At 52.2% G+C, this 19746-nt stretch carries 16 protein-coding genes; 10 read left to right on the top strand and 6 right to left on the bottom strand.

The features are described from left to right. The first annotated feature begins 6 nt into the window (after window positions 1–6). On the top strand, window positions 7–1332 hold the full coding sequence (locus tag ABJU74_RS05340; protein WP_348383122.1) for a cystathionine gamma-synthase family protein: 1326 nt from the start codon (window positions 7–9) through the stop codon (window positions 1330–1332). A 31-nt stretch (window positions 1333–1363) separates the two neighbouring features. Here the strand turns inward: ABJU74_RS05340 and ABJU74_RS05335 are convergent, their stop codons facing one another. Beyond that, entirely contained in the window at window positions 1364–2038 is a 675-nt protein-coding gene (locus tag ABJU74_RS05335; protein WP_348383121.1) for an HAD family hydrolase, read from the bottom strand. A 116-nt stretch (window positions 2039–2154) separates the two neighbouring features. On the opposite strand from ABJU74_RS05335, the gene ABJU74_RS05330 reads away from it, so the two are divergent. The 4 genes from ABJU74_RS05330 to ABJU74_RS05315 all read left to right on the top strand — a co-directional run bounded on the left by ABJU74_RS05330 (window position 2155) and on the right by ABJU74_RS05315 (window position 5689). Next, window positions 2155–3267 carry an ABC transporter permease gene (locus ABJU74_RS05330; RefSeq protein WP_348383155.1) on the top strand — a complete coding sequence of 371 codons (1113 nt, stop codon included), beginning with the start codon at window positions 2155–2157 and terminating at the stop codon, window positions 3265–3267. Continuing rightward, on the top strand, window positions 3267–4037 hold the full coding sequence (locus ABJU74_RS05325) for an ABC transporter ATP-binding protein (RefSeq protein WP_348383120.1): 771 nt from the start codon (window positions 3267–3269) through the stop codon (window positions 4035–4037). Before ABJU74_RS05330 ends, ABJU74_RS05325 begins: the two co-directional genes overlap by 1 nt. A gap of 79 nt (window positions 4038–4116) precedes the next feature. Beyond that, window positions 4117–5064 (top strand): MlaD family protein, encoded by a 948-nt coding sequence (locus tag ABJU74_RS05320; RefSeq protein ID WP_348383119.1) that lies wholly within the window; start codon window positions 4117–4119, stop codon window positions 5062–5064. A 28-nt stretch (window positions 5065–5092) separates the two neighbouring features. Beyond that, window positions 5093–5689 (top strand): ABC-type transport auxiliary lipoprotein family protein, encoded by a 597-nt coding sequence (locus ABJU74_RS05315; RefSeq protein WP_348383118.1) that lies wholly within the window; start codon window positions 5093–5095, stop codon window positions 5687–5689. A 33-nt stretch (window positions 5690–5722) separates the two neighbouring features. On the opposite strand, the gene ABJU74_RS05310 is transcribed toward ABJU74_RS05315, so the two are convergent. After that, entirely contained in the window at window positions 5723–6787 is a 1065-nt protein-coding gene (locus ABJU74_RS05310; protein ID WP_348383117.1) for an SAM-dependent methyltransferase, read from the bottom strand. Then, window positions 6780–7640 carry a prolipoprotein diacylglyceryl transferase gene (gene lgt, locus ABJU74_RS05305; protein WP_348383154.1) on the bottom strand — a complete coding sequence of 287 codons (861 nt, stop codon included), beginning with the start codon at window positions 7638–7640 and terminating at the stop codon, window positions 6780–6782. The genes ABJU74_RS05310 and lgt overlap by 8 nt, the downstream gene beginning before the upstream one ends. Window positions 7641–7745: 105 nt before the next feature. On the opposite strand from lgt, the gene ABJU74_RS05300 reads away from it, so the two are divergent. Together ABJU74_RS05300 and ABJU74_RS05295 are read left to right on the top strand one after the other, a co-directional pair. Continuing rightward, window positions 7746–9452 carry a class I adenylate-forming enzyme family protein gene (locus tag ABJU74_RS05300; RefSeq protein WP_348383116.1) on the top strand — a complete coding sequence of 569 codons (1707 nt, stop codon included), beginning with the start codon at window positions 7746–7748 and terminating at the stop codon, window positions 9450–9452. Further along, window positions 9449–12232, top strand: a complete 2784-nt coding sequence (locus ABJU74_RS05295) for a [protein-PII] uridylyltransferase (RefSeq protein WP_348383115.1) — start codon at window positions 9449–9451, stop codon at window positions 12230–12232. Before ABJU74_RS05300 ends, ABJU74_RS05295 begins: the two co-directional genes overlap by 4 nt. Here the strand turns inward: ABJU74_RS05295 and ABJU74_RS05290 are convergent. Then, entirely contained in the window at window positions 12229–12771 is a 543-nt protein-coding gene (locus ABJU74_RS05290) for a DUF177 domain-containing protein (protein WP_348383114.1), read from the bottom strand. The genes ABJU74_RS05295 and ABJU74_RS05290 overlap by 4 nt on opposite strands. Beyond that, window positions 12768–13295, bottom strand: a complete 528-nt coding sequence (locus tag ABJU74_RS05285; protein WP_348383113.1) for a ubiquinol-cytochrome C chaperone family protein — start codon at window positions 13293–13295, stop codon at window positions 12768–12770. The genes ABJU74_RS05290 and ABJU74_RS05285 overlap by 4 nt, the downstream gene beginning before the upstream one ends. Before the next feature lie 197 nt (window positions 13296–13492). Between ABJU74_RS05285 and bamE the strand changes: the two genes are divergently transcribed. Beyond that, entirely contained in the window at window positions 13493–13990 is a 498-nt protein-coding gene (gene bamE, locus ABJU74_RS05280) for an outer membrane protein assembly factor BamE (protein ID WP_348383112.1), read from the top strand. Window positions 13991–14018: 28 nt separating this feature from the next. Here bamE and ABJU74_RS05275 read toward each other — a convergent pair whose 3' ends face one another. Beyond that, entirely contained in the window at window positions 14019–16289 is a 2271-nt protein-coding gene (locus ABJU74_RS05275) for an NADP-dependent malic enzyme (RefSeq protein ID WP_348383111.1), read from the bottom strand. 257 nt (window positions 16290–16546) lie between these two features. Between ABJU74_RS05275 and mutS the strand changes: the two genes are divergently transcribed. Together mutS and ABJU74_RS05265 are read left to right on the top strand one after the other, a co-directional pair. Continuing rightward, complete coding sequence (gene mutS, locus ABJU74_RS05270) at window positions 16547–19132, top strand: DNA mismatch repair protein MutS (protein WP_348383153.1); 2586 nt, start codon at window positions 16547–16549, stop codon at window positions 19130–19132. Then, window positions 19129–19707 carry a peroxiredoxin gene (locus ABJU74_RS05265; RefSeq protein WP_348383110.1) on the top strand — a complete coding sequence of 193 codons (579 nt, stop codon included), beginning with the start codon at window positions 19129–19131 and terminating at the stop codon, window positions 19705–19707. Before mutS ends, ABJU74_RS05265 begins: the two co-directional genes overlap by 4 nt. The last annotated feature ends 39 nt before the right edge of the window (window positions 19708–19746 follow it).

Genomic DNA, 19746 nt, shown 5'->3' with positions numbered 1-19746 from the left:
GTTGAAATGTCCGATCAAAATGACGAGCCGATTGTTCCAGTAACCCCGCGCAGAATGCCAAAAGCGCCTATTGAAGAAATTGGTGGACGCAAGTTGAAGCCAGCGACCTTGATGATGGGCCATGGCTATGATCCGGTCCTGTCTGAAGGTTCGCTCAAGCCGCCGATTTTCTTGACTTCAACCTTTGCATTTGAAAATGCAGCGGCTGGCAAACGGCATTTTGAAGGCATTACTGGCAAGCGCCCCGGCGGCGCAGATGGTCTCGTCTATTCGCGTTTTAATGGCCCCAATCAGGAAATTCTTGAAGACCGTTTGAGCATTTGGGATGAAGCCGAAGATGCATTGGTCTTTTCCAGCGGCATGTCGGCCATTGCAACGGTCTTACTCGCCAATGTCAATCAAGGCGATGTGGTTGTTCACAGTGGCCCTCTTTATGCGGCAACAGAAACCCTGATTAACAAGATATTGGGTCGATTTGGCGTGACCTTTATGGATTTTCCTGCAGGAGCAAGCCCGTCTGATGTTGCAGACATGCTCGAAAAAGCGAAGGAACAAGCTGCGCAAAGTGGCGGAAAAGTAGCGATTGTCTATTTGGAAAGTCCGGCCAATCCGACCAATGCATTGGTTGATATTGAAGGTGTGGCTGCTGCCCGAGATTCAGTATTTGCCGAGGGAAGCTTACCGCCCATTGCAATTGATAACACTTTTCTCGGGCCGCTATGGCAACAACCGCTTAAACATGGCGCAGATATTGTCATTTACAGCCTGACCAAATATGTCGGCGGGCATAGCGACCTGGTTGCCGGCGGAGTTTTGGGATCCAAGGATCATATGAATCCGATCCGTGCCATTCGCAATACGATCGGAACCATTTGCGATCCGAATACCGCTTGGATGCTGATGCGCAGTCTGGAAACGCTGGAATTGCGGATGACCCGCGCGGGAGAAAATGCGGAAAAAGTCTGTGCCTTCTTGCGCGACCATCCCAAAGTGGATGGATTGGGCTATCTCGGCTTTATCACCGACGCCTCGCAACAGGATATTTATGACCGACATTGCAGCGGCGCCGGTTCGACATTTTCGGTCTTTATCAAAGGTGGCGAGACAGAAGCCTTTGCTTTTCTAGACAGCCTAAAAATTGCCAAATTGGCGGTCAGCTTGGGTGGAACAGAAACGCTCGCCAGTCTTCCGGCGGCCATGACCCATTTATCGGTGCCCGATGATCGGCGCGCGGCCTTGGGTATTACCGACAATCTGGTGAGGATTTCCATTGGCGTGGAAGATCCGGACGATTTGATTGCGGACTTTGATCAGGCATTGGCCGCGGTCTGAGAGCATGGGCCAATAGAGGTGCTTTGCTTGGCTATTGGTCCCAGTCGACAATCTGCCAGTTTCGCTTTTTGGCCAGTGCGCGCAAAGCGCCGCTGGGGGTGGTGGCAATGGCTTCATCGGCATATTCGAGCATCGGCGCATCGCTGACATGATCGGAATAGGCCCGAATATGGATAGAATCTGGATCCAATTCTTGCGCGTCGAGATAGGTTTTTATCCGGTCGAGCTTAGCGATATCATAACAATTTTCGCCAACAATTTGGGGCAAGACCCGGTCCTGCTCGTCGATTTTTAGGCGCGTTGCGATGACCGCGTCAAAATTCAGCCGCGCCGCTATGGCGTTCACATAAAGTTCGTAAGAAGCGGTCGCGAGGATTAATTTGCGACCTTCAGCGCGATCAGATTCCACTTGCGCTAGGGCATTGGCGTAGCTGTTGGAGCGTATTACCTTGTCAGCATAATCTTCGATATGGGGTTGTAGGTCCGCTATTTTTGGACGGCTGCCAAGCAACAATCTTTGATTATAGGTCTTCAAACTTTTTCGACTGATAAGTTTCAGTCCATAGCCGATAAACCCAAAGGGAAGCAGTGGTAAGAATAACAAACGCCAAGGCGCGCGTGCAAAAACCATATGAAAAAGAAACGGCGTATAGGTTCCGCGCACCGTAATTGTCCGGTCCATATCGTAAATGGCTAAGTGGGTCATCAGGCCTCATTTCTTGCAATTCGTTTCTCTTTAGCAGCAGCAGAAGCGATAAACCAAGCAAATGACTTGTCATAATGGCTTGAGCTTTTGCGATTTTTCAGTCACCTATGACCGAGATGACAGTGCCAAGCGATTTTATCGAGGAAATGACAGAAGACGGAGTGTCAGCACTTCGTTTTTCCGGTGATTTGTCTATCGCGGCATTGGGTGACCTTCCCGAACGGCTAAGCGACTATGGTACGCATATCGAGCGGATTGATCTGTCCGATGTGGGCTATATTGATACGGTGGGAGCTTGGCTGATTCATCGTACTGCCCGCGACAGCGGTGCAAATATTGTCGGTGAAGATAATGAGGCAGAGCGTCTTATTGCGGCTGTGGCCGGTGTTGATCAACCGGCAGAAGTGCGGCCCGATCCTCCAAATCCGGTAATTCGCATACTGAATGAAATCGGCGAATCAACGCTCATTGCTTTGACCACTTTAGCGGGATTGGTTGGGTTTTTTGGTTCCGTCATGATTTCCGCCGGGACGTTGCTGCTCCATCCCAGCCGCATTCGCTGGAATGCCGTGATTCAGCGATTTGATGTGGTGGGGGTTCGTGCATTGGGTATCATTGGTCTGATGAGTTTTCTCATCGGACTTGTCATCGCACAACAAGGCGCAGTTCAATTGCGACAATTTGGCGCGGAGGTTTTCACAGTTAATCTTGTCGGCCGTTTGACGCTGCGAGAGTTGGGCGTTTTGATGACCGCAATCATGGTTGCGGGGCGTTCGGGTTCCGCCTTTGCAGCGCAAATCGGCACGATGAAATTGACCGAAGAAATTGATGCGATGCGCACCATTGGCGTGTCGCCGGTGGAAGCGCTTGTCTTGCCCCGGTTTTTGGCAGCCGTATTCATGCTTCCTCTATTGGGTTTTTACGCCTCTATCGTCGCAATAATCGGCGGTGGACTGTTAAGCTGGGTCGAGCTTGATATCCCGCCCGCTACTTTTTTTGCGCGTATCCGCGAAGTGGTGCCACTCACGGATGTTTATGTCGGTCTCGCAAAGGCCCCGGTATTCGGAGCGATCATTGCCATTTGCGGCTGCTATCAAGGAATGCAAGTCAAGGGCAATGCCGAAGAAGTGGGTAAACGGACAACCGCCGCCGTCGTTCAGGCTATCTTTTTGGTGATTGTTCTAGATGCGTTTTTCGCGGTCTTCTTCAGTTGGATTGGGTGGAATTAATGGCTGATCCGGAGACCATGATCTGCGTGAAGGGGCTGCGCAACAGCTTTGGGGATCAAGTGATTCACGAAAATCTCGACCTTGATGTACAAAAGGGCGAAATTTTAGGTGTGGTCGGCGGCTCTGGCACTGGCAAATCGGTTTTAATGCGATCGATTATTGGTCTGCAAAAGCCGGATGAAGGCGCAATTGAAGTCTTTGGCGAATCTTTGCTTGGCCGGTCGGAAGCGGAAACCATTGATGTGCGCAAACGTTGGGGCGTGCTGTTCCAAGGCGGCGCGCTGTTTTCCACGCTGACAGTGGCAGAAAATGTCATGGTGCCAATCCGGGAATTTTATCCGGAAATGGACCGCGATTTCCGCCGGGAAGTGGCGAAATATAAAGTATGTTTATCCGGTTTACCGCCTGAAGCATCACCAAAATATCCTGCTGAATTATCCGGCGGCATGCGCAAACGGGCCGGTATTGCGCGCGCACTCGCGCTTGATCCGGAGCTTTTGTTCCTTGATGAGCCGACGGCTGGATTGGATCCGATCGGCGCCGCCGCTTTTGACAATCTAACCCGGGAATTGCAGCAGACATTAGGACTGACCGTGTTTCTGATCACCCATGATCTGGACACTTTGCATGCGATTTGCGACCGGGTCGCGGTTCTCGCTGACAAGCAAGTCATAGCGGTGGGGACGATACCGGAATTGCTGGCTATGGATCACCCTTGGATTCAAGAATATTTCAATGGACCGCGCGGCCGTATGGCGGCGCCACAATGATGACCGCGCCATTGAAAAAGCAGGATAAAGACAGAGATTTGTTGCAGGGGCCGACACGGCTGGCCATAAAGGTGAAATAATGGAGACACGGTCCAATCATATTTTAGTGGGTGCAATCACCCTGACCCTTATCGCTTTAATGGCTGCCTTTTTGGTATGGATTGTGCGCTTTGGAGACGGGATCCAGAAAGAATATGATATTTTCTTCGCCCAATCTGTTGGCGGTTTAGCGAAAGGAACTGGCGTGACATTCGCCGGAGTGCCCTCCGGACAGGTTTTGGATGTCGAACTTTGGGAGAAAGATCCGGACTTTGTTCGCGTGCGCATCGCGGTCAGCGAAGAGACACCCATCCTGCAAGGGACCACCGCTACCATCCAGAGCATCAGTTTTACGGCCCCGCCTAATATACAACTAGACGGCGCGGTAAAAGACGCCCCTCCAATAGAAGAATTGGGCCCCGAAGGGGTTCCGGTCATCCCAACAAAACCGGGCGCTTTGGGTGAATTGCTTAATAGCGCACCTTTGGTCGTCGAGCGTCTGGCAACCTTGACCGATCGATTGACCTTGTTGCTATCCGATCAGAATCAGGAATCGATCGAAGGGATTTTGAACAATACCGAACAACTGACCGGTACGCTGGCCAAACAAGCGCCGAATTTGGAGCTGTTAATGGCAGAATCTGCTGTCGCCATTCGCAACGCTGGCGTGACCGCAGAAAAACTGTCTGCCGTGGCTGACAATACCAATCAATTGCTCAGCAATAATGGCGAGCCTTTGGCGAAAAATCTAACCAAGACGCTGGCTGCGGCGGAAAAAAGCATGGCCGCTTTGGGTGAAGTATTGGATGATGCCCGGCCCGGCGTGCAACAGCTCGGCGCGAAGACCATCCCGGAAGTCGATCAGCTGGTTCAGGATATGCAAGCTTTGACTCAGTCTTTGACATCGGTTTCGGAACGATTGGACCAAGGCGGCGCGGGTTCTTTACTATCGGCGCCAGCGCTGCCTGATTATGAACCAGGCAAATAGAAAAGCATCAATGGGAAAGCAGGGACCAATGACGAAATTGCGAAAAATAACAAGCCTGGGACCCTTGGCCATTTTGGTTGCGCTTGGCGGTTGTGTCAGTTTTGGCGGTGCCGAACCGCCGCCGTTTTTGTTATCACTGAGTTCAGATTTGCAAGTTGATGCCGGCGCCGTTCGAGCTGGTCCGCGAGCCGGAGCGCTGGTTGTGCAACTGCCTTCGACTCCGCAAAAGCTGAACAATGTACGGGTACCGGTTCAAACAGGTTCAACCGGCATTGCCTATCTGAAAGAGGCCACTTGGGTCGATAAGCCAGCCCGTTTGTTCCAAGCTTTGTTGGCCGAAACCATCGCCGCTAAAAATGACCGCTTGGTGCTGACTGCCGTGCAAGCGCAAGGCAAGGCGGAAACCTATTTATCCGGGCAATTGGTCAATTTTGGATTGGATGGCCCGAGCCTGACCGTCATCGTGACCTATGATGCGGTTAAAGTGCGCCAAGATCAGCCCGTTGAAAAACGGCGCTTTGAAGTCCGGGAATCCGTCTTTGCTGCTGAAGCCGGACCGGTTGGCGAAGCGTTGAACAAAGCGGCCAATAAAGTCGTATTGGAAGTGGCCGACTGGGTGGGATAAACCCGATCCGCTGAAGACCGCAGGCCGAGCCGGTTAGGGTTCTCCATAAGTAAAGCCTTCTGGCTCTGGCCATTCCATTGATGTCGCTGCCATGACCCGAAAAAGCCGCCCCATTTCATCTGGATGAGTTAGTCGATGATGAGCCGCGCGAATTGAATCGGCTTTTTTGGGCACTAGTTCCGCTAACCGTTTGGCCCGTTGATCAATGCCCAAAGATTTAAGCCATTGCCCTTGGCCAACCGGGCCGTGCACCGACAATAGCCGTGTTTTTGCAATATTGCCGAGGCTGTGAAAATCGACATGTGCGGTGAGGTCCGATGTTCCTGGACTATCAAAGGGGCTTATTGGCAAATGTTCTTTGACAGCCTGCAATGTGCTGCCGGTGCCGGGGCGATCATAGCCATAGTCGATGATCAGCATCAGCCCGCCTTGTTTGGCAATACGGCTCGATAGGGCGCCCAATATTTCAATACTCGCTGGAGAACTTTCCAATATTGTTCCCGCTGGCAATCCGGCTGAGGATTTGGAAACTCGATTATTGATGATTTCGGTACCGGGAATTGCGATAAACTTATTGCGTTCGCGCGCGACCATATGACGGCGCCAACCGGCCTGAGTTGCAATATATTGTTCAACCGGCAAAGCATCGAAAAATTCATTGGCAACGATCAGTAAAGGCCCGTCAGTTGGCAGGGTTTCAATGGTCTCATGCCACGCCGCGCTTTCGTGCACTTTGGCCTGCTTGGCCTTGAGTTCGGGGCTGGTTTCGACAAAATGCACTTGCGGCTTTGCGCCGAATTTTGACATGGCGCGCAATGCATCGGATGCCAAGGTTCCGCGTCCCGGGCCCAGTTCCACATAGTGAATATGATCCGGACTTCCTTTGCGAAGCCACAGGTCGGACAACCATATGCCAACCAATTCGCCGAAAATCTGACTCATCTCAGGCGCGGTGACAAAATCCCCTTGTTCACCAATGGGATCTTTCGCGGCATAATAAGCCGCATTGGCAATGGCCATATATTCGCTCAACGCAATCGGTCCGTCGCGATCAATTTTCTCGGCGAGATAGTGGGCAGCGGATTCTGCTTCAGGCAATGCTTTTGTCTCCAGCGGCCGGTTCGACACGGACCCGGCGTCCTTTAGCGGTAAAGACAAGATAGACGCCCAATATCAACATCGGGACGGTCAACGTCTGTCCCATGGTCAAACCCCAGCTGAGATTTTCTAGGCCTTGATCCGGTTGACGGAAAAATTCGACTGTGAAGCGGCTGAGCCCGTAAACCAACAATCCAGTCCCCACCAACTTGCCGGGATGATACCGGGCTTCGGTTTTCCAGAACAGCAGGGATGTGATAACAAAATAGAGCAAACCTTCCAGTCCCGCTTCGTAAAGCTGGCTGGGATGGCGGGGAACTTCTCCGCCCATAGGAAAGATGATTGCCCAAGGCACGTCCGTAACGCGGCCCCAAAGTTCGCCATTGACGAAATTGGCGAGGCGACCAAACAACAGACCGAAGGGAATGACACAGGCAATATAATCACAAATACGCAGGAAGCTCAGCTTTTCCTTTTTCGAAATATACCAGATGGCCAGAACAACACCCAACACTCCGCCATGGAGCGACATTCCGCCATTCCAAACTTGCAGAATTTTGAGTGGTGTTGCGAGAATTTCCGGTTTGTAGAAGAAAACATAGCCGAGTCGGCCGCCCAAGATAATGCCCAAAGTCGCATAGAAGATCATATCATCGGCATGGCGGCGCGCGAGCGGCGCGCCCGGTTCTTTGATCAGCTTCGTGAGATACCAATAGCCGATTAAAATACCGGCGAGATAGGCCAGCGAATACCATTTTAGTTGGAAAAAACCGAGATCCAGCGCTGTCGCGGACAGTCCCAATTCCTCAAATCGCGTAAATTGCACCGCGCTTGCAAGAATAATATCAATCAACTCTTTTCCCCGTTCGCTTTCATCGTCATATAGCAAGGGCATATAACGGGAAATTCTCCGATACCAAGAGAGAAACCCAAAGAGCCTTTGTGGGAGAAAATGAAAATGCCATCGCCATTAGATACGATGATCGACGAAACATTACACGCCATGACCCAACCCGGTCAGCTTTTGGAGCTGGACAAGGTCGAAAAATATGGCGTGGATATGCCGATTTTCAAAAATGCGCCGAATAATGTTTCTGACTATCTTGCGTTTTTCAGCATGCAACATGCCGATAAAGAATTTCTGGTTGATGGCGATATCCGACTGACTTTTAAGGAAACTTATGCAGCCGCTAAAGCCTTAGCCGGTGGTTTGGTCGTAGGCCATGGCGTAAAAAAGGGTGATCGGATCGGTATTGCTGCCCGCAATTCTGCCAACTGGATCATATTGGATATGGCAATCACCATGGCCGGCGGAATCTGCACCAAGCTTAATGGTTGGTGGCAAGGTGATGAACTGGCAGACGGGATTGAAGATGTTAGCTGCTCAATTGTTTTTGCCGATCAACAACGCGCGGCACGGCTGACCGAATCGGGACGAGATCATGGCGCGGAAATTATTTTGTTCGAGCATGACCTGCCGCCATTGGAAGGATTAAAGGCCTGTTTGGCCAAAGGCGGTGACGCAGCCACGTCTTTGCCGCAAATGGGCCCCGAAGATAATGCCACAATATTGTTCACCTCTGGGTCAACCGGCCGCTCCAAAGGGGCCTATGCAGAGCATCGCGCGGTCGTCCAGGGCGCTATGAGCTTCGTCGGCGCCTTTGCGGTCATGGCGCATCTGATGGAAAAGGCAGGGACTTTGCCGGATATTCAACCCACCGCTCTGGTCGCAGTTCCCTTGTTCCACGTTACCGCCTCAGTTCCCTTGGTCTTGGTCAGCTATGCAATCGGCCGAAAATTGGTGATGATGAAAAAATGGGATGCCGAAGCCGCCATGGCGCTTATCGAGAAAGAGAAAGTGACCTATTTCGTAGGTGTTCCCTTGATGAGCATGGAAATTTATTCGCATTCTAAACTTGCCGATTATGATTTGAGCACATGCGTATCCATGGCGGCCGGGGGAGCGCCCCGCCCGGTTGATCATGTCAAACGGATAAAGGAAGGCATGGGCAAAGGCTTCCCGCTGATCGGCTATGGCCTGACCGAAACCAATGGCGTCGGCTGTTCCAATCAAAATGAAAATTATCTCGCCAAACCAGATAGCACGGGACGGGCCACGCCGCCAATTGTCGATGTTGGCATTTTGGACGATGATGGGGCAAAAGTCCCGCAAGGAGAACGCGGCGAAGTTTGCATAAGGTCCAGTGCCAATTTCACGGGCTACTGGAATAATGATCAAGCGACCCAAGAGGCTTTCACCACAGATGGCTATTTCCGAACCGGCGACATTGGATATCTCGATGAAGACGGATATTTGTATATTGTTGACCGGAAAAAAGAAATTATCATCCGCGGTGGTGAGAATATTAGCTGTCAGGAAGTGGAAGCGGCCATTTATGCAAATAGCGCCGTAGCCGAAGCCTGTATATTTGGTGTGGATGATGAGCGTTTTGGCGAAGTACCGGCCCTGGTCTATCATGTGAAAGAAGGCGAAAGTCTCGACCAAGAGGCTCTGCTTGATTTCCTCAAGGACAAGCTCGCGCCCTTTAAAATGCCGGTTCATATCTGGCAATATGATGAACCCTTGCCCAAGCTCGGGACCGCGAAAATTGCGAAAATTGTGCTGGCCAAAAAACACCGGGAAATTCTGGCTAACTCAGGATGAATATTCGCGCGGACATACCCAAGCCGGCAGCGGATCCGGGGAAACGGATTGTCCGGCAGCGGGATATTATCGATCGCCGTAAACTGGTCGAGACCATTGAAGCGCTGGTTGCTGATCTGGGCATCGCAAAAGCGCGCCCACAAATATTGCCTTTGCTGCAACAAGCATTGGCACAGGGGCGCACGGAGATTAGCCGGCGTTTGGTGGAAAAGCCTTCGGCTGGTCATGATGCCGCTGCGGCGCAATCCTTTTTGATCGATCAACTGGTCCGCATCATCCATGATATTGCTGTTGGTCATCAATATCCGGTGGGCAATCCGTCTGCTGGCGAACGGATTGCGGTCATGGCCGTGGGCGGATATGGACGAGGCGAAATGGCACCGCATAGCGATGTTGACATTGCGTTTCTCACCCCATTTAAACAGACCAGTTGGACCGAACAGGCCATTGAAGCGATGTTATATTGGCTCTGGGACCTCGGCCTGAAAGTGGGTCAAAGCAGCCGCTCAATCGACGAGATGGTGCGCATGGCTGGCGAGGATTTGAGCATCCGCACCGCCTTGCTGGAGGGGCGTTATATCTGGGGCAATGCCGATGTCTATGAAGAAGCCAAGATGCGCTTCTATGCAGATGTTGTGTCCGGGACAGACCGCACATTTGTTTCCGAAAAACTCGCTGAACGCGACGCGCGCCATGTGCGCATGGGCGATAGCCGTTATGTTGTCGAACCCAATGTCAAAGAAGGCAAGGGCGGATTACGCGATTTGCAAACCTTATACTGGATCGGAAAATATATACACCGCGTCAGTGCCGCCGAGGAACTGGTGGACGTCGGCCTATTGACCGCGACCGAATTTAAACGGTTTCGCAAAGCGGCAAATTTTTTGTGGGCGGTGCGCTGCCACATGCATGATATGACCGGCCGCGCGGAGGACCGGTTGACTTTTGATCTGCAGCCCGGCGTTGCCGAACGGATGCGATTTGCCGAACGGCCTGGAAAATCCTCGGTCGAACGGTTCATGCAATATTATTTCCTGAACGCCAAAGTCGTGGGCAATTTAACCGGGGTTTTCCTGGCCCATCTCGACGAAACCCACAATGCTGGTGTTCGGCGATTCATCCCCAATATTACTCGGCGGCCGAAAAAGCTGAAAGGTTTTACCCTCGATCGGGGGCGATTGGCCTTGCCCGATGATGCGTTTTTTGCAGATGATCCGGTCCGGCTGATCGAAATTTTCCAGCTGGCCGACAAACATGGGTTGGAAATTCATCCCTTAGCTATGCGCGCAGCGCGCCGGGACGCCAAATTAATTACCAATAAGATCCGCAAAGATCAGCGCGCCAACAAGCTGTTTCTCGATGTTCTGTGCTCTCCCCGCGATCCCGAATTGGTGCTGCGCTGGATGAACGAAGCTTCGATTTTTGGCCGGTTCATTCCTGATTTTGGGCGCGTTGTGGCGCAGATGCAATTTGATATGTACCATCATTATACGGTTGATGAGCACAGTATTCGCGCCATTGGACTATTGGCGCGCATCGGCAGCGGCGATCTGATCGATGATCATCCCAATTCTACTGAAACGATCAAGAAACTGAAGAATCGGCGCGTCCTCTTCGTCGCTACCTTGCTGCATGATATTGCCAAGGGGCGCGGCGGCGATCACAGTATCCTCGGCGCTGAAGTGGCCATGAAGCTGTGCCCAAGATTGGGACTCGAGCCCTATGAGACCGAATTGGTTGCCTGGCTGGTACGGCATCATTTGTTGATGTCAGCCATGGCCTTCAAACGCGATTTGTCAGATTTTAAAACCATTCAGGATTTCGTTAGCCAGGTGAAATCGATCGAACGGCTCCGTTTGCTGACGGTTTTGACCGTTGTGGATATTCGCGCGGTTGGTCCGGGCATTTGGAACAGTTGGAAACGGCAACTGCTTACCGACCTTTTCCAAGCGTCGGAAGAAATGTTGCTGCTGGGACATAAGCAGCGCGGCCGCAAGGAACGAATCACCCAGAAAAAATCCGAATTGGCGGAGATATTGGATCTTCCGAAGGCCCAATTCTCGAAATTGGCAAAGCGGTTGACCGACCCGTATTGGATTGCTGAACCTGCGGATATTATCGTCCATAATGCACGGCTCATGCTCAGCGCCGGGGATGATAATCTTGCTATTTCAGCCGAAGCTTATCCCGAGCGCGGAGCCACATTGGTAACGATCTACGCTGCGGACCATCCCGGGCTATTCTATCGGATTGCCGGCGGCATCCACGTGGCAGGCGGCAATATTATCGATGCCCGTATCCACACTACCCGTGATGGCATGGCGCTCGATAATTTTCTTGTACAAGATCAAAATGGTCAACCCTTTGCAGAAGACCGTCAGCTGGAGCGGCTAAAACAAGCCGTGGAAGATGCATTGGCCAATCGCTCGAAACTGGCCACCAAATTAGAAGCGCGGCCATTGGCGCATTCTCGAGCGGGCGCCTTTACAATCGTCCCCAATGCTATGGCCGACAATAGTGCTTCCAACCGTTTCACAGTGATAGAGGTGACCGCGCAAGACCGTCCGGCATTGCTAAACGAACTGGCTTATGTTCTGTTTGAATCGAAGGTCACCGTGCACAGCGCCCATATCGCAACATATGGAGAACGTGCAGTTGATACATTTTATGTCACGGATTTGCTTGGCGGAAAAATAGAGAGCAAAGTCCGGCTGAACAATTTGAACAAGAAGCTGATCAAAGCGGCGGCGGATAAGGAAGAAGAGAAGAGCGCGGCCTAGCTCAATTTGTCTTTGAGCGCCGCAAGCGCGCCAAATGGCCCGGCTTCTTCTTCGCTTTTTAACCCCTTTTTGTCCGCAACTTTCTCAGCATTTGGACCACGCGGATAAGGATCTAACGCCAGTAAAAGCGTCTGGGCCACCGCTTCCCCAATGTCGATCTGCGCCTGTTCATATTCAATCATGTCGCAATCGTCCGATTCCAGTTCAATCTCCTCTTCGCCGCCGGAATACTCCTGTTTCTCCACGAAAATAATATGAAAATCTTCCAGGACATGAACCGGAAAGGCTTCACCGCTAATCGCACATGTTTGTTCCAATTGGGCGTCGATCGAGCCGGTAAACAGAATGTCGTCTGTTCTGGCCTCTAGCCGATAACTGGCGGTCAAGCTTTGGATGGAGGGAAGGCCAAAGCGCTCGGCCAGCTTCAGACATTGCTCATCCGTGGCGACAATAGAATCCGTTGCCGGGGTGGCGCCCAAATCGGACAGTTTGATGAGGACAGACAATTCTGGGGTCGGCAGCGCCGGTACAGAAGTCATGATGAGCCAGCTCCAATTTGTCCGGCAATGATTTGCGCGGTGTCGGTCTTTGTTAATTCTATATAGAATTTTTCGAAATTCTCGGATGTAAAGAAAAGCGCCTCATCATCAGGTTTTTCGCCGCGATAGAGATTGCGGGTAAGGGCTTCAGACAGGTTTTCTTCGTCCATCAGACTGCTTTTATAGGCTCCCAATCGGCCGCCCAAGGCTCCCATCATTTCACCCACACGTTTCCCAACGATCAAATCGCCGATCCCAATTTGGCGCAATTGTCCTTCCATATCACTGACAAATAACTCGGTCAGCCACGCAATTTCTTGCCGGGCATCATTCGTATCGTCCAACCGGATCAGGACTGCACAGAATATTGCTGCAATCATATCAAAGCGGCCATCTAGACTATCGGGCACTTGGCCGCGTTCATACCAATCAAGGCGCCGCCCTTCGGCAATCACCGCATCATAGAGAGGCTGCATGACCATATTGGGGTTTTTGCGACCCAGCAGTTCATTCAGAAATGACATTATTCGAACCCCATATTATCTTCGGCATAGCTATGGCCGGCCATCGGCTTAATGTTAAGCCTACATACAGGGGATATTGATATTTCTACCGCGAGATGCAATGGGCCATGTAACGAGCAGATAATATTATGCTGCATGGTAAAGATTGTCGTTTCGGCTTCGCGGCTGTGAGACATCTGTTTTGGAGAATAGAGTTGATGCGTAGCCAAATGAAAAGGCCAAATGTTAAAAAGCAGGCGCTGTTAACCGGCTTAATAGCTGGCGGATTGCTGCTTTCTGGCTGTTCTCAAGTGCGGGGCCATCAAGGCTATATTGTCGATCCCGTTCTAACCAATGCGATTCAACCGGGTATTGACAATCGCCAATCGGTGGAAGCATCCTTGGGCCGCCCAACATTTACCGGGCAATTTGATGAAAATAGTTGGTATTATGTGTCCCGAGAAACCAAGCAATTGGCCTTTAATTCTCCAACGCCGCGCGATCAAATGGTCATGCGGGTGGTTTTTGATCAAGCCGGCAACGTGGCTTCTGTGGATCGGACCGGTCTGGAGCTCGTGGCCAGCATCAGCCCAGATGGCGACAAAACTCCGACGCTAGGCCGAGAACGGTCTTTCTTCGAAGAATTATTCGGCAATATTGGTGCGGTGGGTGCTCCTGGTGCACAAGGCGCCAGCAACGACCCAACACGTCCTTAAGCACGCAAAACCAGCGGCGCTGGTTGGGCTATTTTGCAATCCCGCTGGCAGCCAATACTGCGAGTGTCACCAATTCCGATGCGGTTGAGGCCATGGTGGCAATTTGGACTGACTTGTCGAGTCCCACCAACATTGGACCAATAACGGCATCACCGCCCAGTTCACGGAGCAACTTGGCCGATAGATTGGCCGATTGCAGGCCAGGCATGACCAAGACATTGGCCGTGCCGGACAAGCGACTAAACGGATAATTGGCCATCAACTTCGGATTAAGCGCGACGTCGGGTGCCATTTCCCCTTCATATTCAAAATTCACGCGGCGGCTATCCAATGTAGCGACGGCTTCGCGAATATTCTCGAGCCAACGGCCAGGAGGATTGCCGAAGGTGGAATAGCTGAGAAAGGCCACGCGAGGTTCATGGCCCATTTTGCGGGCAACGGCAGCAGTTTGCTCGGCAATGTCCGCCAATTCTTCTGCGCTCGGCCGTTCATTGACCGTGGTGTCAGCCATGAAGACGGTATGGCTTTGGCCGACCATGACATGAATACCAAATGCCGTACGGCCTTTTTCAAGATCAATGACCTTTGCGACATCTTTGAACGTTTGCGAATAGGGCCGCGTCACGCCCGTAATCATGGCGTCTCCTTGGTCCATGGCCAAAAGCGCTGAACCAAATATATTACGGTCTTGATTGACCATGCGTTTGATATCGCGCTTCATATGCCCTTTGCGGTGTAACCGTTCGTATAACATATTGACCATGTCAGGGACGAGCGGGCTGTTGCGCGAATTGTGAATTTCAAAGCGATCAGGATTGCCTTCGCCTAGCTCTTTGAGCTTGTCGCGCACCCGATCATCTCGGCCGACCAAGACGGGCGTGCCATAGCCGCCATCTTGGAATTGAATCGCAGCGCGCAACACGACGTCTTCTTCCGCTTCTGCGAAAATGACCCGTTTGGGCGCGATGCGGCATGCTTCATAGGCCTGCGTGAGGACGGAGGTGGTGGGATTGAGTCGCGCCTTGAGACTTTGCCGGTAAGCATCGAGATCTTCGATCGGCTTTTGCGCAACCCCGCTGTCCATGGCGGCCTTAGCGACAGCCGCAGACACCACGTCCATTAACCGCGGATCAAACGGGGCTGGGATGATATAATCAACACCAAAAGTGGGCGCTTGTCCGCCATAGGCTGCCGCGACCTCTTCGGGCACTTGTTCCCGCGCCAGTTCGGCAATGGCGGTGGCAGCAGCGACTTTCATCTCATCATTAATCCGTGTGGCGCGAACATCGAGTGCACCGCGGAAAATAAACGGGAAGCCGAGAACATTATTGACCTGATTGGGATAATCCGACCGACCGGTGGCAACAATGGCGTCAGGACGCGCGGCCTTGGCATCGGGCGGGGTAATTTCTGGATCAGGATTGGCCATGGCAAAGATAATTGGCTTGTCGGCCATATCCTTGACCATTTCAGGTTTTAGCGCGCCAGCGGCCGACAAGCCAAGGAAAACATCCGCGCCTTTTAAGGCTTCGGTCAAATCCCGCGCTTCGGTGTCAATCGCGTGGGCTGATTTCCATTGGTCGACATTGTCCCGCCCTTGGTAAATTACACCCGAGCGATCGCACATGGTAAGATTTTCATGAGGCACGCCCATGGCTTTGATCAGCGATGCACAGGCTATCGCAGCGGCGCCGGCGCCGTTGACGACAACTTTAATGTTTTTGACATCCCGCTCGGTTAGCAAGCAAGCATTGATGATACCAGCCGCTGCAATAATCGCTGTGCCATGCTGATCATCATGAAAGACCGGTATGTTCATCCGGTCGCGCAAGGTTTGTTCGATGATAAAGCAAGCCGGTGCACCAATATCTTCGAGATTAATGCCGCCAAAGCTCGGTTCCATCAGTTCGACCGCATTGATAAAGGCATCCGTATCTTCGGTGTCGAGTTCCAGGTCGATCGAATCAACATCGGCAAAGCGTTTGAACAAGACGGCCTTGCCTTCCATCACCGGTTTGGAAGCCAATGCCCCAAGATTGCCGAGGCCTAAAATGGCAGTACCGTTCGAAATCACGGCGACCAGATTGCCCTTGGCGGTATAATCATAGGCGGTTGTCGGATCCTCTGCGATTGCCCGTACCGGGACCGCAACGCCGGGAGAATAGGCGAGGCTTAAATCCCGCTGTGTCGCCATCGGTTTGGAGGCGATAATCTCAATTTTTCCAGGACGCCCGTGGGAGTGAAACAAGAGTGCTTCGCGCTCGGAAAACTCTACATTGCTTTTGTTATTGTCGGCCAAATTATCTCTCCGTGATTCAGATTTGGCATCCCCTGCCAAGCTGTTGCGCTTCCCAAAAACGTGCCTACTCCGAATGATGGGCATTGGGCAAGGGGGGCAATATTGCTGTTTTGCCATGTTAGATTTCAAATATGGAATTGTGGCTCTTTTATGTATCGCCATTGTCCGCTATCGCTGCGGCCATGTCGACGAAAGCAAAGTCAAAAAAAGCACAAAAAGCAGGAGCGGATAAAAACGCCAAGCCAAAGCTGACGCCGATGATGGAACAATATTTTGCACTAAAAGAAAAAGCGCAGGATTGTTTGCTTTTTTATCGCATGGGCGATTTTTTCGAATTATTTTACGAAGATGCTAAATTGGCATCGGCTGCTCTGGATATTGCGCTGACGTCGCGCGGCAAAAATGCCGGTGAACAAATCCCGATGTGCGGTGTGCCCGCCCATGCCGCGGAGAGCTATCTTGCGAAATTAATCCGAGCGGGGTTTAAAGTTGCTATTGCGGAACAAACCGAAACTCCCGCTGAAGCAAAGGCGCGGGGTGGTTACAAAGCGCTAGTGGCTCGCGATATCATTCGATTTGTCACGGCCGGCACGCTGACCGAAGATAGTCTATTGGATGCACGGTCGGACAATATGTTGGCCGCAGTGGCGGAAGTGCAGGGGCAAATTGGCATAGCCGCGAGTGATATTTCGACTGGCGATTTTGAACTGCTACAGATCTCACAAGATGCGCTGAGGGCAGAATTGTCGCGAATTGCTCCTTCGGAAATTATTTGTAGTCCTGCGCTGGCGGAACGCATTGATCAAGCCAGCGCGTGGCCAAAAGAAGATTTTGATAGCGGCCTTGCAGAGAAGAAATTGAAAAGCCTTTTCGGTGTGTCGACTCTCGATGGGTTTGGGGATTTTACGCGGTGTGAATTGGCCGCGGCCGGTGGTCTCATTGCCTATATCGAACATGCAGCCCAGGGAGATACACCCTATATAAAACCGCCCGTACAGCGTCATGCCGGAGAATATTTGCTTATCGATGGCGCCACGCGCGCGAGCCTCGAAATCGAAAAAACAATGGCGGGGGTACGGGCCGGCAGTTTGCTGGACAATATTGATCGCACGGTCACGCCGGGCGGTGCGCGCTTGTTGGGCCGGGATTTGGCGGCCCCTCTTTTCGAGGAACAGAAAATCAATTTGCGACTGGGTATGGTGCAATGGTTTCACGATGCCCCGGTCATTCGCGATGATGTCCGCGATGCGTTAAAGGCTATGCCGGATATTAGCCGTGCCTTGGGCCGCCTATCGGCTGGACGCGGAAGCCCGCGTGATATGGGACAAATTCGTGATGGCCTTAGAGGCGCGCGGCTGTTGCGTGAAAATCTGGTGGTGGATATTGCCTTGCCGGCGATGATGAGCGACTTGCTGCCCGCTCTTGATGGTCACGCGGCGATGGTCGATCTGTTGACACAAGCCCTGGTCGAAACACCCCCGACGGACATGACCAATGGCGGCTATATAGCGAGCGGCTATGATCCTGCGTTGGATGAGTTGCGCAATGCGGGCTCTGATGGCCGCAAAGCGATTAGCATTTTGGAAGCACGCTATCGTGAGTCCACCGGCATTAATACGCTGAAGATTAAGCATAATGCGGTTTTGGGATATTTTGTCGAAGTGCCGGCGCGCCATGGCGACAATTTGATGGCGGAAGATTCTGGCTTCACGCATCGCCAGACTTTGGCCGGCGTGGTCCGTTTTAATTCCATTGAATTGCATGATGAGGCGGTTCGCGTGAGCCAAGCCGGAGCCCACGCGCTGGCCGCAGAAGCCGCCCATTTTGAAAAATTGATCGAAACGATATTGGATCGTAAAGATGCCATTGCCAGAAGCGCGGATGTCTTGGCCCGTATTGATGTCGCTGCGGCTTTGGCGGAACGGGCCGTGGAAGGCCAATGGAACCGGCCGGAATTTGTTCCGGGCAATATGCTCGATATTGAAGCGGGCCGCCATCCAGTTGTTGAAGCCGCGCTGAGCGCGGATGGCGATCCATTTGTTGCCAATGATTGCGCCTTATCAGATGCCGAACGTTTGTGGCTCGTGTCAGGACCCAATATGGGCGGGAAATCTACATTCTTGCGCCAAAATGCGTTAATTGTCATTCTCGCACAAGCCGGGGGATTTGTTCCTGCAGCTGCGGCAAAACTCAGTCTGGTTGATCGCTTGTTCAGCCGCGTGGGCGCTTCGGACAATTTGGCCCAAGGGCGCTCGACATTCATGGTGGAGATGGTTGAGACGGCGACAATTTTGAGCCAAGCCACGAACCAAAGTTTTGTAATTCTTGATGAAGTGGGACGGGGCACATCGACTTATGATGGACTTGCCTTGGCCTGGGCGGTGGTTGAAGCGGTGCATGAAACCAACCAATGTCGCTGTCTGTTCGCGACTCATTATCATGAATTGACACGGCTAGCGGATCGGTTGGATGCGATGTCTTTGCATCATGTCCGCGCACGGGAATGGAAAGGCGATCTGGTGCTGCTCCATGAACTGGCTAAAGGACCGGCCGATCGCAGCTATGGCCTCGCTGTGGCTAAGCTTGCTGGTATTCCAAAGCCGGTGCTCAAACGCGCCAAATCGGTGCTCGATAAATTGGAAGCGGGCAAGGCAGAAACTGGTGGCTTGGCCGCAGGCCTTGGCGATTTGCCTTTATTTGCCGCAACTCTTGCCGAAGAAGAGGCGGACACCGATATGCTCCGAGAGGCGTTACAGGAACTGGACGTGGACGCGCTCAGCCCCCGTGAGGCGTTGGATCAACTATATGCGCTAAAAGCAGCGCTGGAACAGGAAGAATCATGAATCGTTGGATTATCTTGATTATGCTGACATTGCTCATCGGCAGTGGTGCTTATGTCTATAGTTCGCGCAGCGCCAATGCAGAGCCGCTGGAAGTGGGGGCTGTTGCGCCGTCTTTTCAAACAACCGGTGCGCTGGCTGGCAAACCCTTTCCGGTCAATCTGTCCGAAAAGCTCAAAAACGGACCGGTCGTCCTCTATTTTTTCCCAAAAGCCTTTACCGAAGGGTGCACGATTGAGGCGAATATGTTTGCAGAAGCGACGGCCGATTTTGAAGCGGCCGGAGCGACGGTGATTGGCATGTCTGGGGACAGTATGGAGGAATTGACTAAATTTTCGGTGGAGGAATGCCGCGATAAATTTGCCGTGGCGCGGGCTGATGATGCGGTGATGGATGGCTATCAAGTGCGCATGGAACCGACCTTGGCCCTGACCAATCGAACCAGTTATGTTATTGATCAGGATAGTAAAATTGCATTGGTCCATAGCGCGCAAGATCCCCGTGGTCATGTCAAAATGACGTTGGAAAAAGTGCAACAATTGGCCCGTATCAAAAATGCGGCTCCGCCTGAAAATTGATAAAAATCTTGCATTTAGCGTGAAGCTGGATTGAAAGAC

Origin of the sequence: Parasphingorhabdus sp., from assembly GCF_039982415.1 — a bacterium.
GTDB lineage: Bacteria > Pseudomonadota > Alphaproteobacteria > Sphingomonadales > Sphingomonadaceae > Parasphingorhabdus.
The sequence above is the reverse complement of the archived record's forward strand: the minus strand, read 5'-3'. Positions and strand labels throughout refer to the sequence as shown.

Excerpts from the sequence above, each read along its gene's own strand:
- ABJU74_RS05320 (WP_348383119.1), top strand. The coding sequence starts at position 4,117 with ATGGAGACACGGTCCAATCATATTTTAGTGGGTGCAATCACCCTGACC.
- ABJU74_RS05265 (WP_348383110.1), top strand. The coding sequence starts at position 19,129 with ATGAATCGTTGGATTATCTTGATTATGCTGACATTGCTCATCGGCAGT.
- ABJU74_RS05340 (WP_348383122.1), top strand. The coding sequence starts at position 7 with ATGTCCGATCAAAATGACGAGCCGATTGTTCCAGTAACCCCGCGCAGA.
- ABJU74_RS05325 (WP_348383120.1), top strand. The coding sequence starts at position 3,267 with ATGGCTGATCCGGAGACCATGATCTGCGTGAAGGGGCTGCGCAACAGC.
- ABJU74_RS05295 (WP_348383115.1), top strand. The coding sequence starts at position 9,449 with ATGAATATTCGCGCGGACATACCCAAGCCGGCAGCGGATCCGGGGAAA.
- bamE (WP_348383112.1), top strand. The coding sequence starts at position 13,493 with ATGCGTAGCCAAATGAAAAGGCCAAATGTTAAAAAGCAGGCGCTGTTA.
- ABJU74_RS05290 (WP_348383114.1), bottom strand. The coding sequence starts at position 12,771 with ATGACTTCTGTACCGGCGCTGCCGACCCCAGAATTGTCTGTCCTCATC.
- ABJU74_RS05330 (WP_348383155.1), top strand. The coding sequence starts at position 2,155 with ATGACAGTGCCAAGCGATTTTATCGAGGAAATGACAGAAGACGGAGTG.
- ABJU74_RS05315 (WP_348383118.1), top strand. The coding sequence starts at position 5,093 with ATGACGAAATTGCGAAAAATAACAAGCCTGGGACCCTTGGCCATTTTG.
- mutS (WP_348383153.1), top strand. The coding sequence starts at position 16,547 with ATGATGGAACAATATTTTGCACTAAAAGAAAAAGCGCAGGATTGTTTG.
- ABJU74_RS05335 (WP_348383121.1), bottom strand. The coding sequence starts at position 2,038 with ATGACCCACTTAGCCATTTACGATATGGACCGGACAATTACGGTGCGC.
- ABJU74_RS05300 (WP_348383116.1), top strand. The coding sequence starts at position 7,746 with ATGCCATCGCCATTAGATACGATGATCGACGAAACATTACACGCCATG.
- ABJU74_RS05285 (WP_348383113.1), bottom strand. The coding sequence starts at position 13,295 with ATGTCATTTCTGAATGAACTGCTGGGTCGCAAAAACCCCAATATGGTC.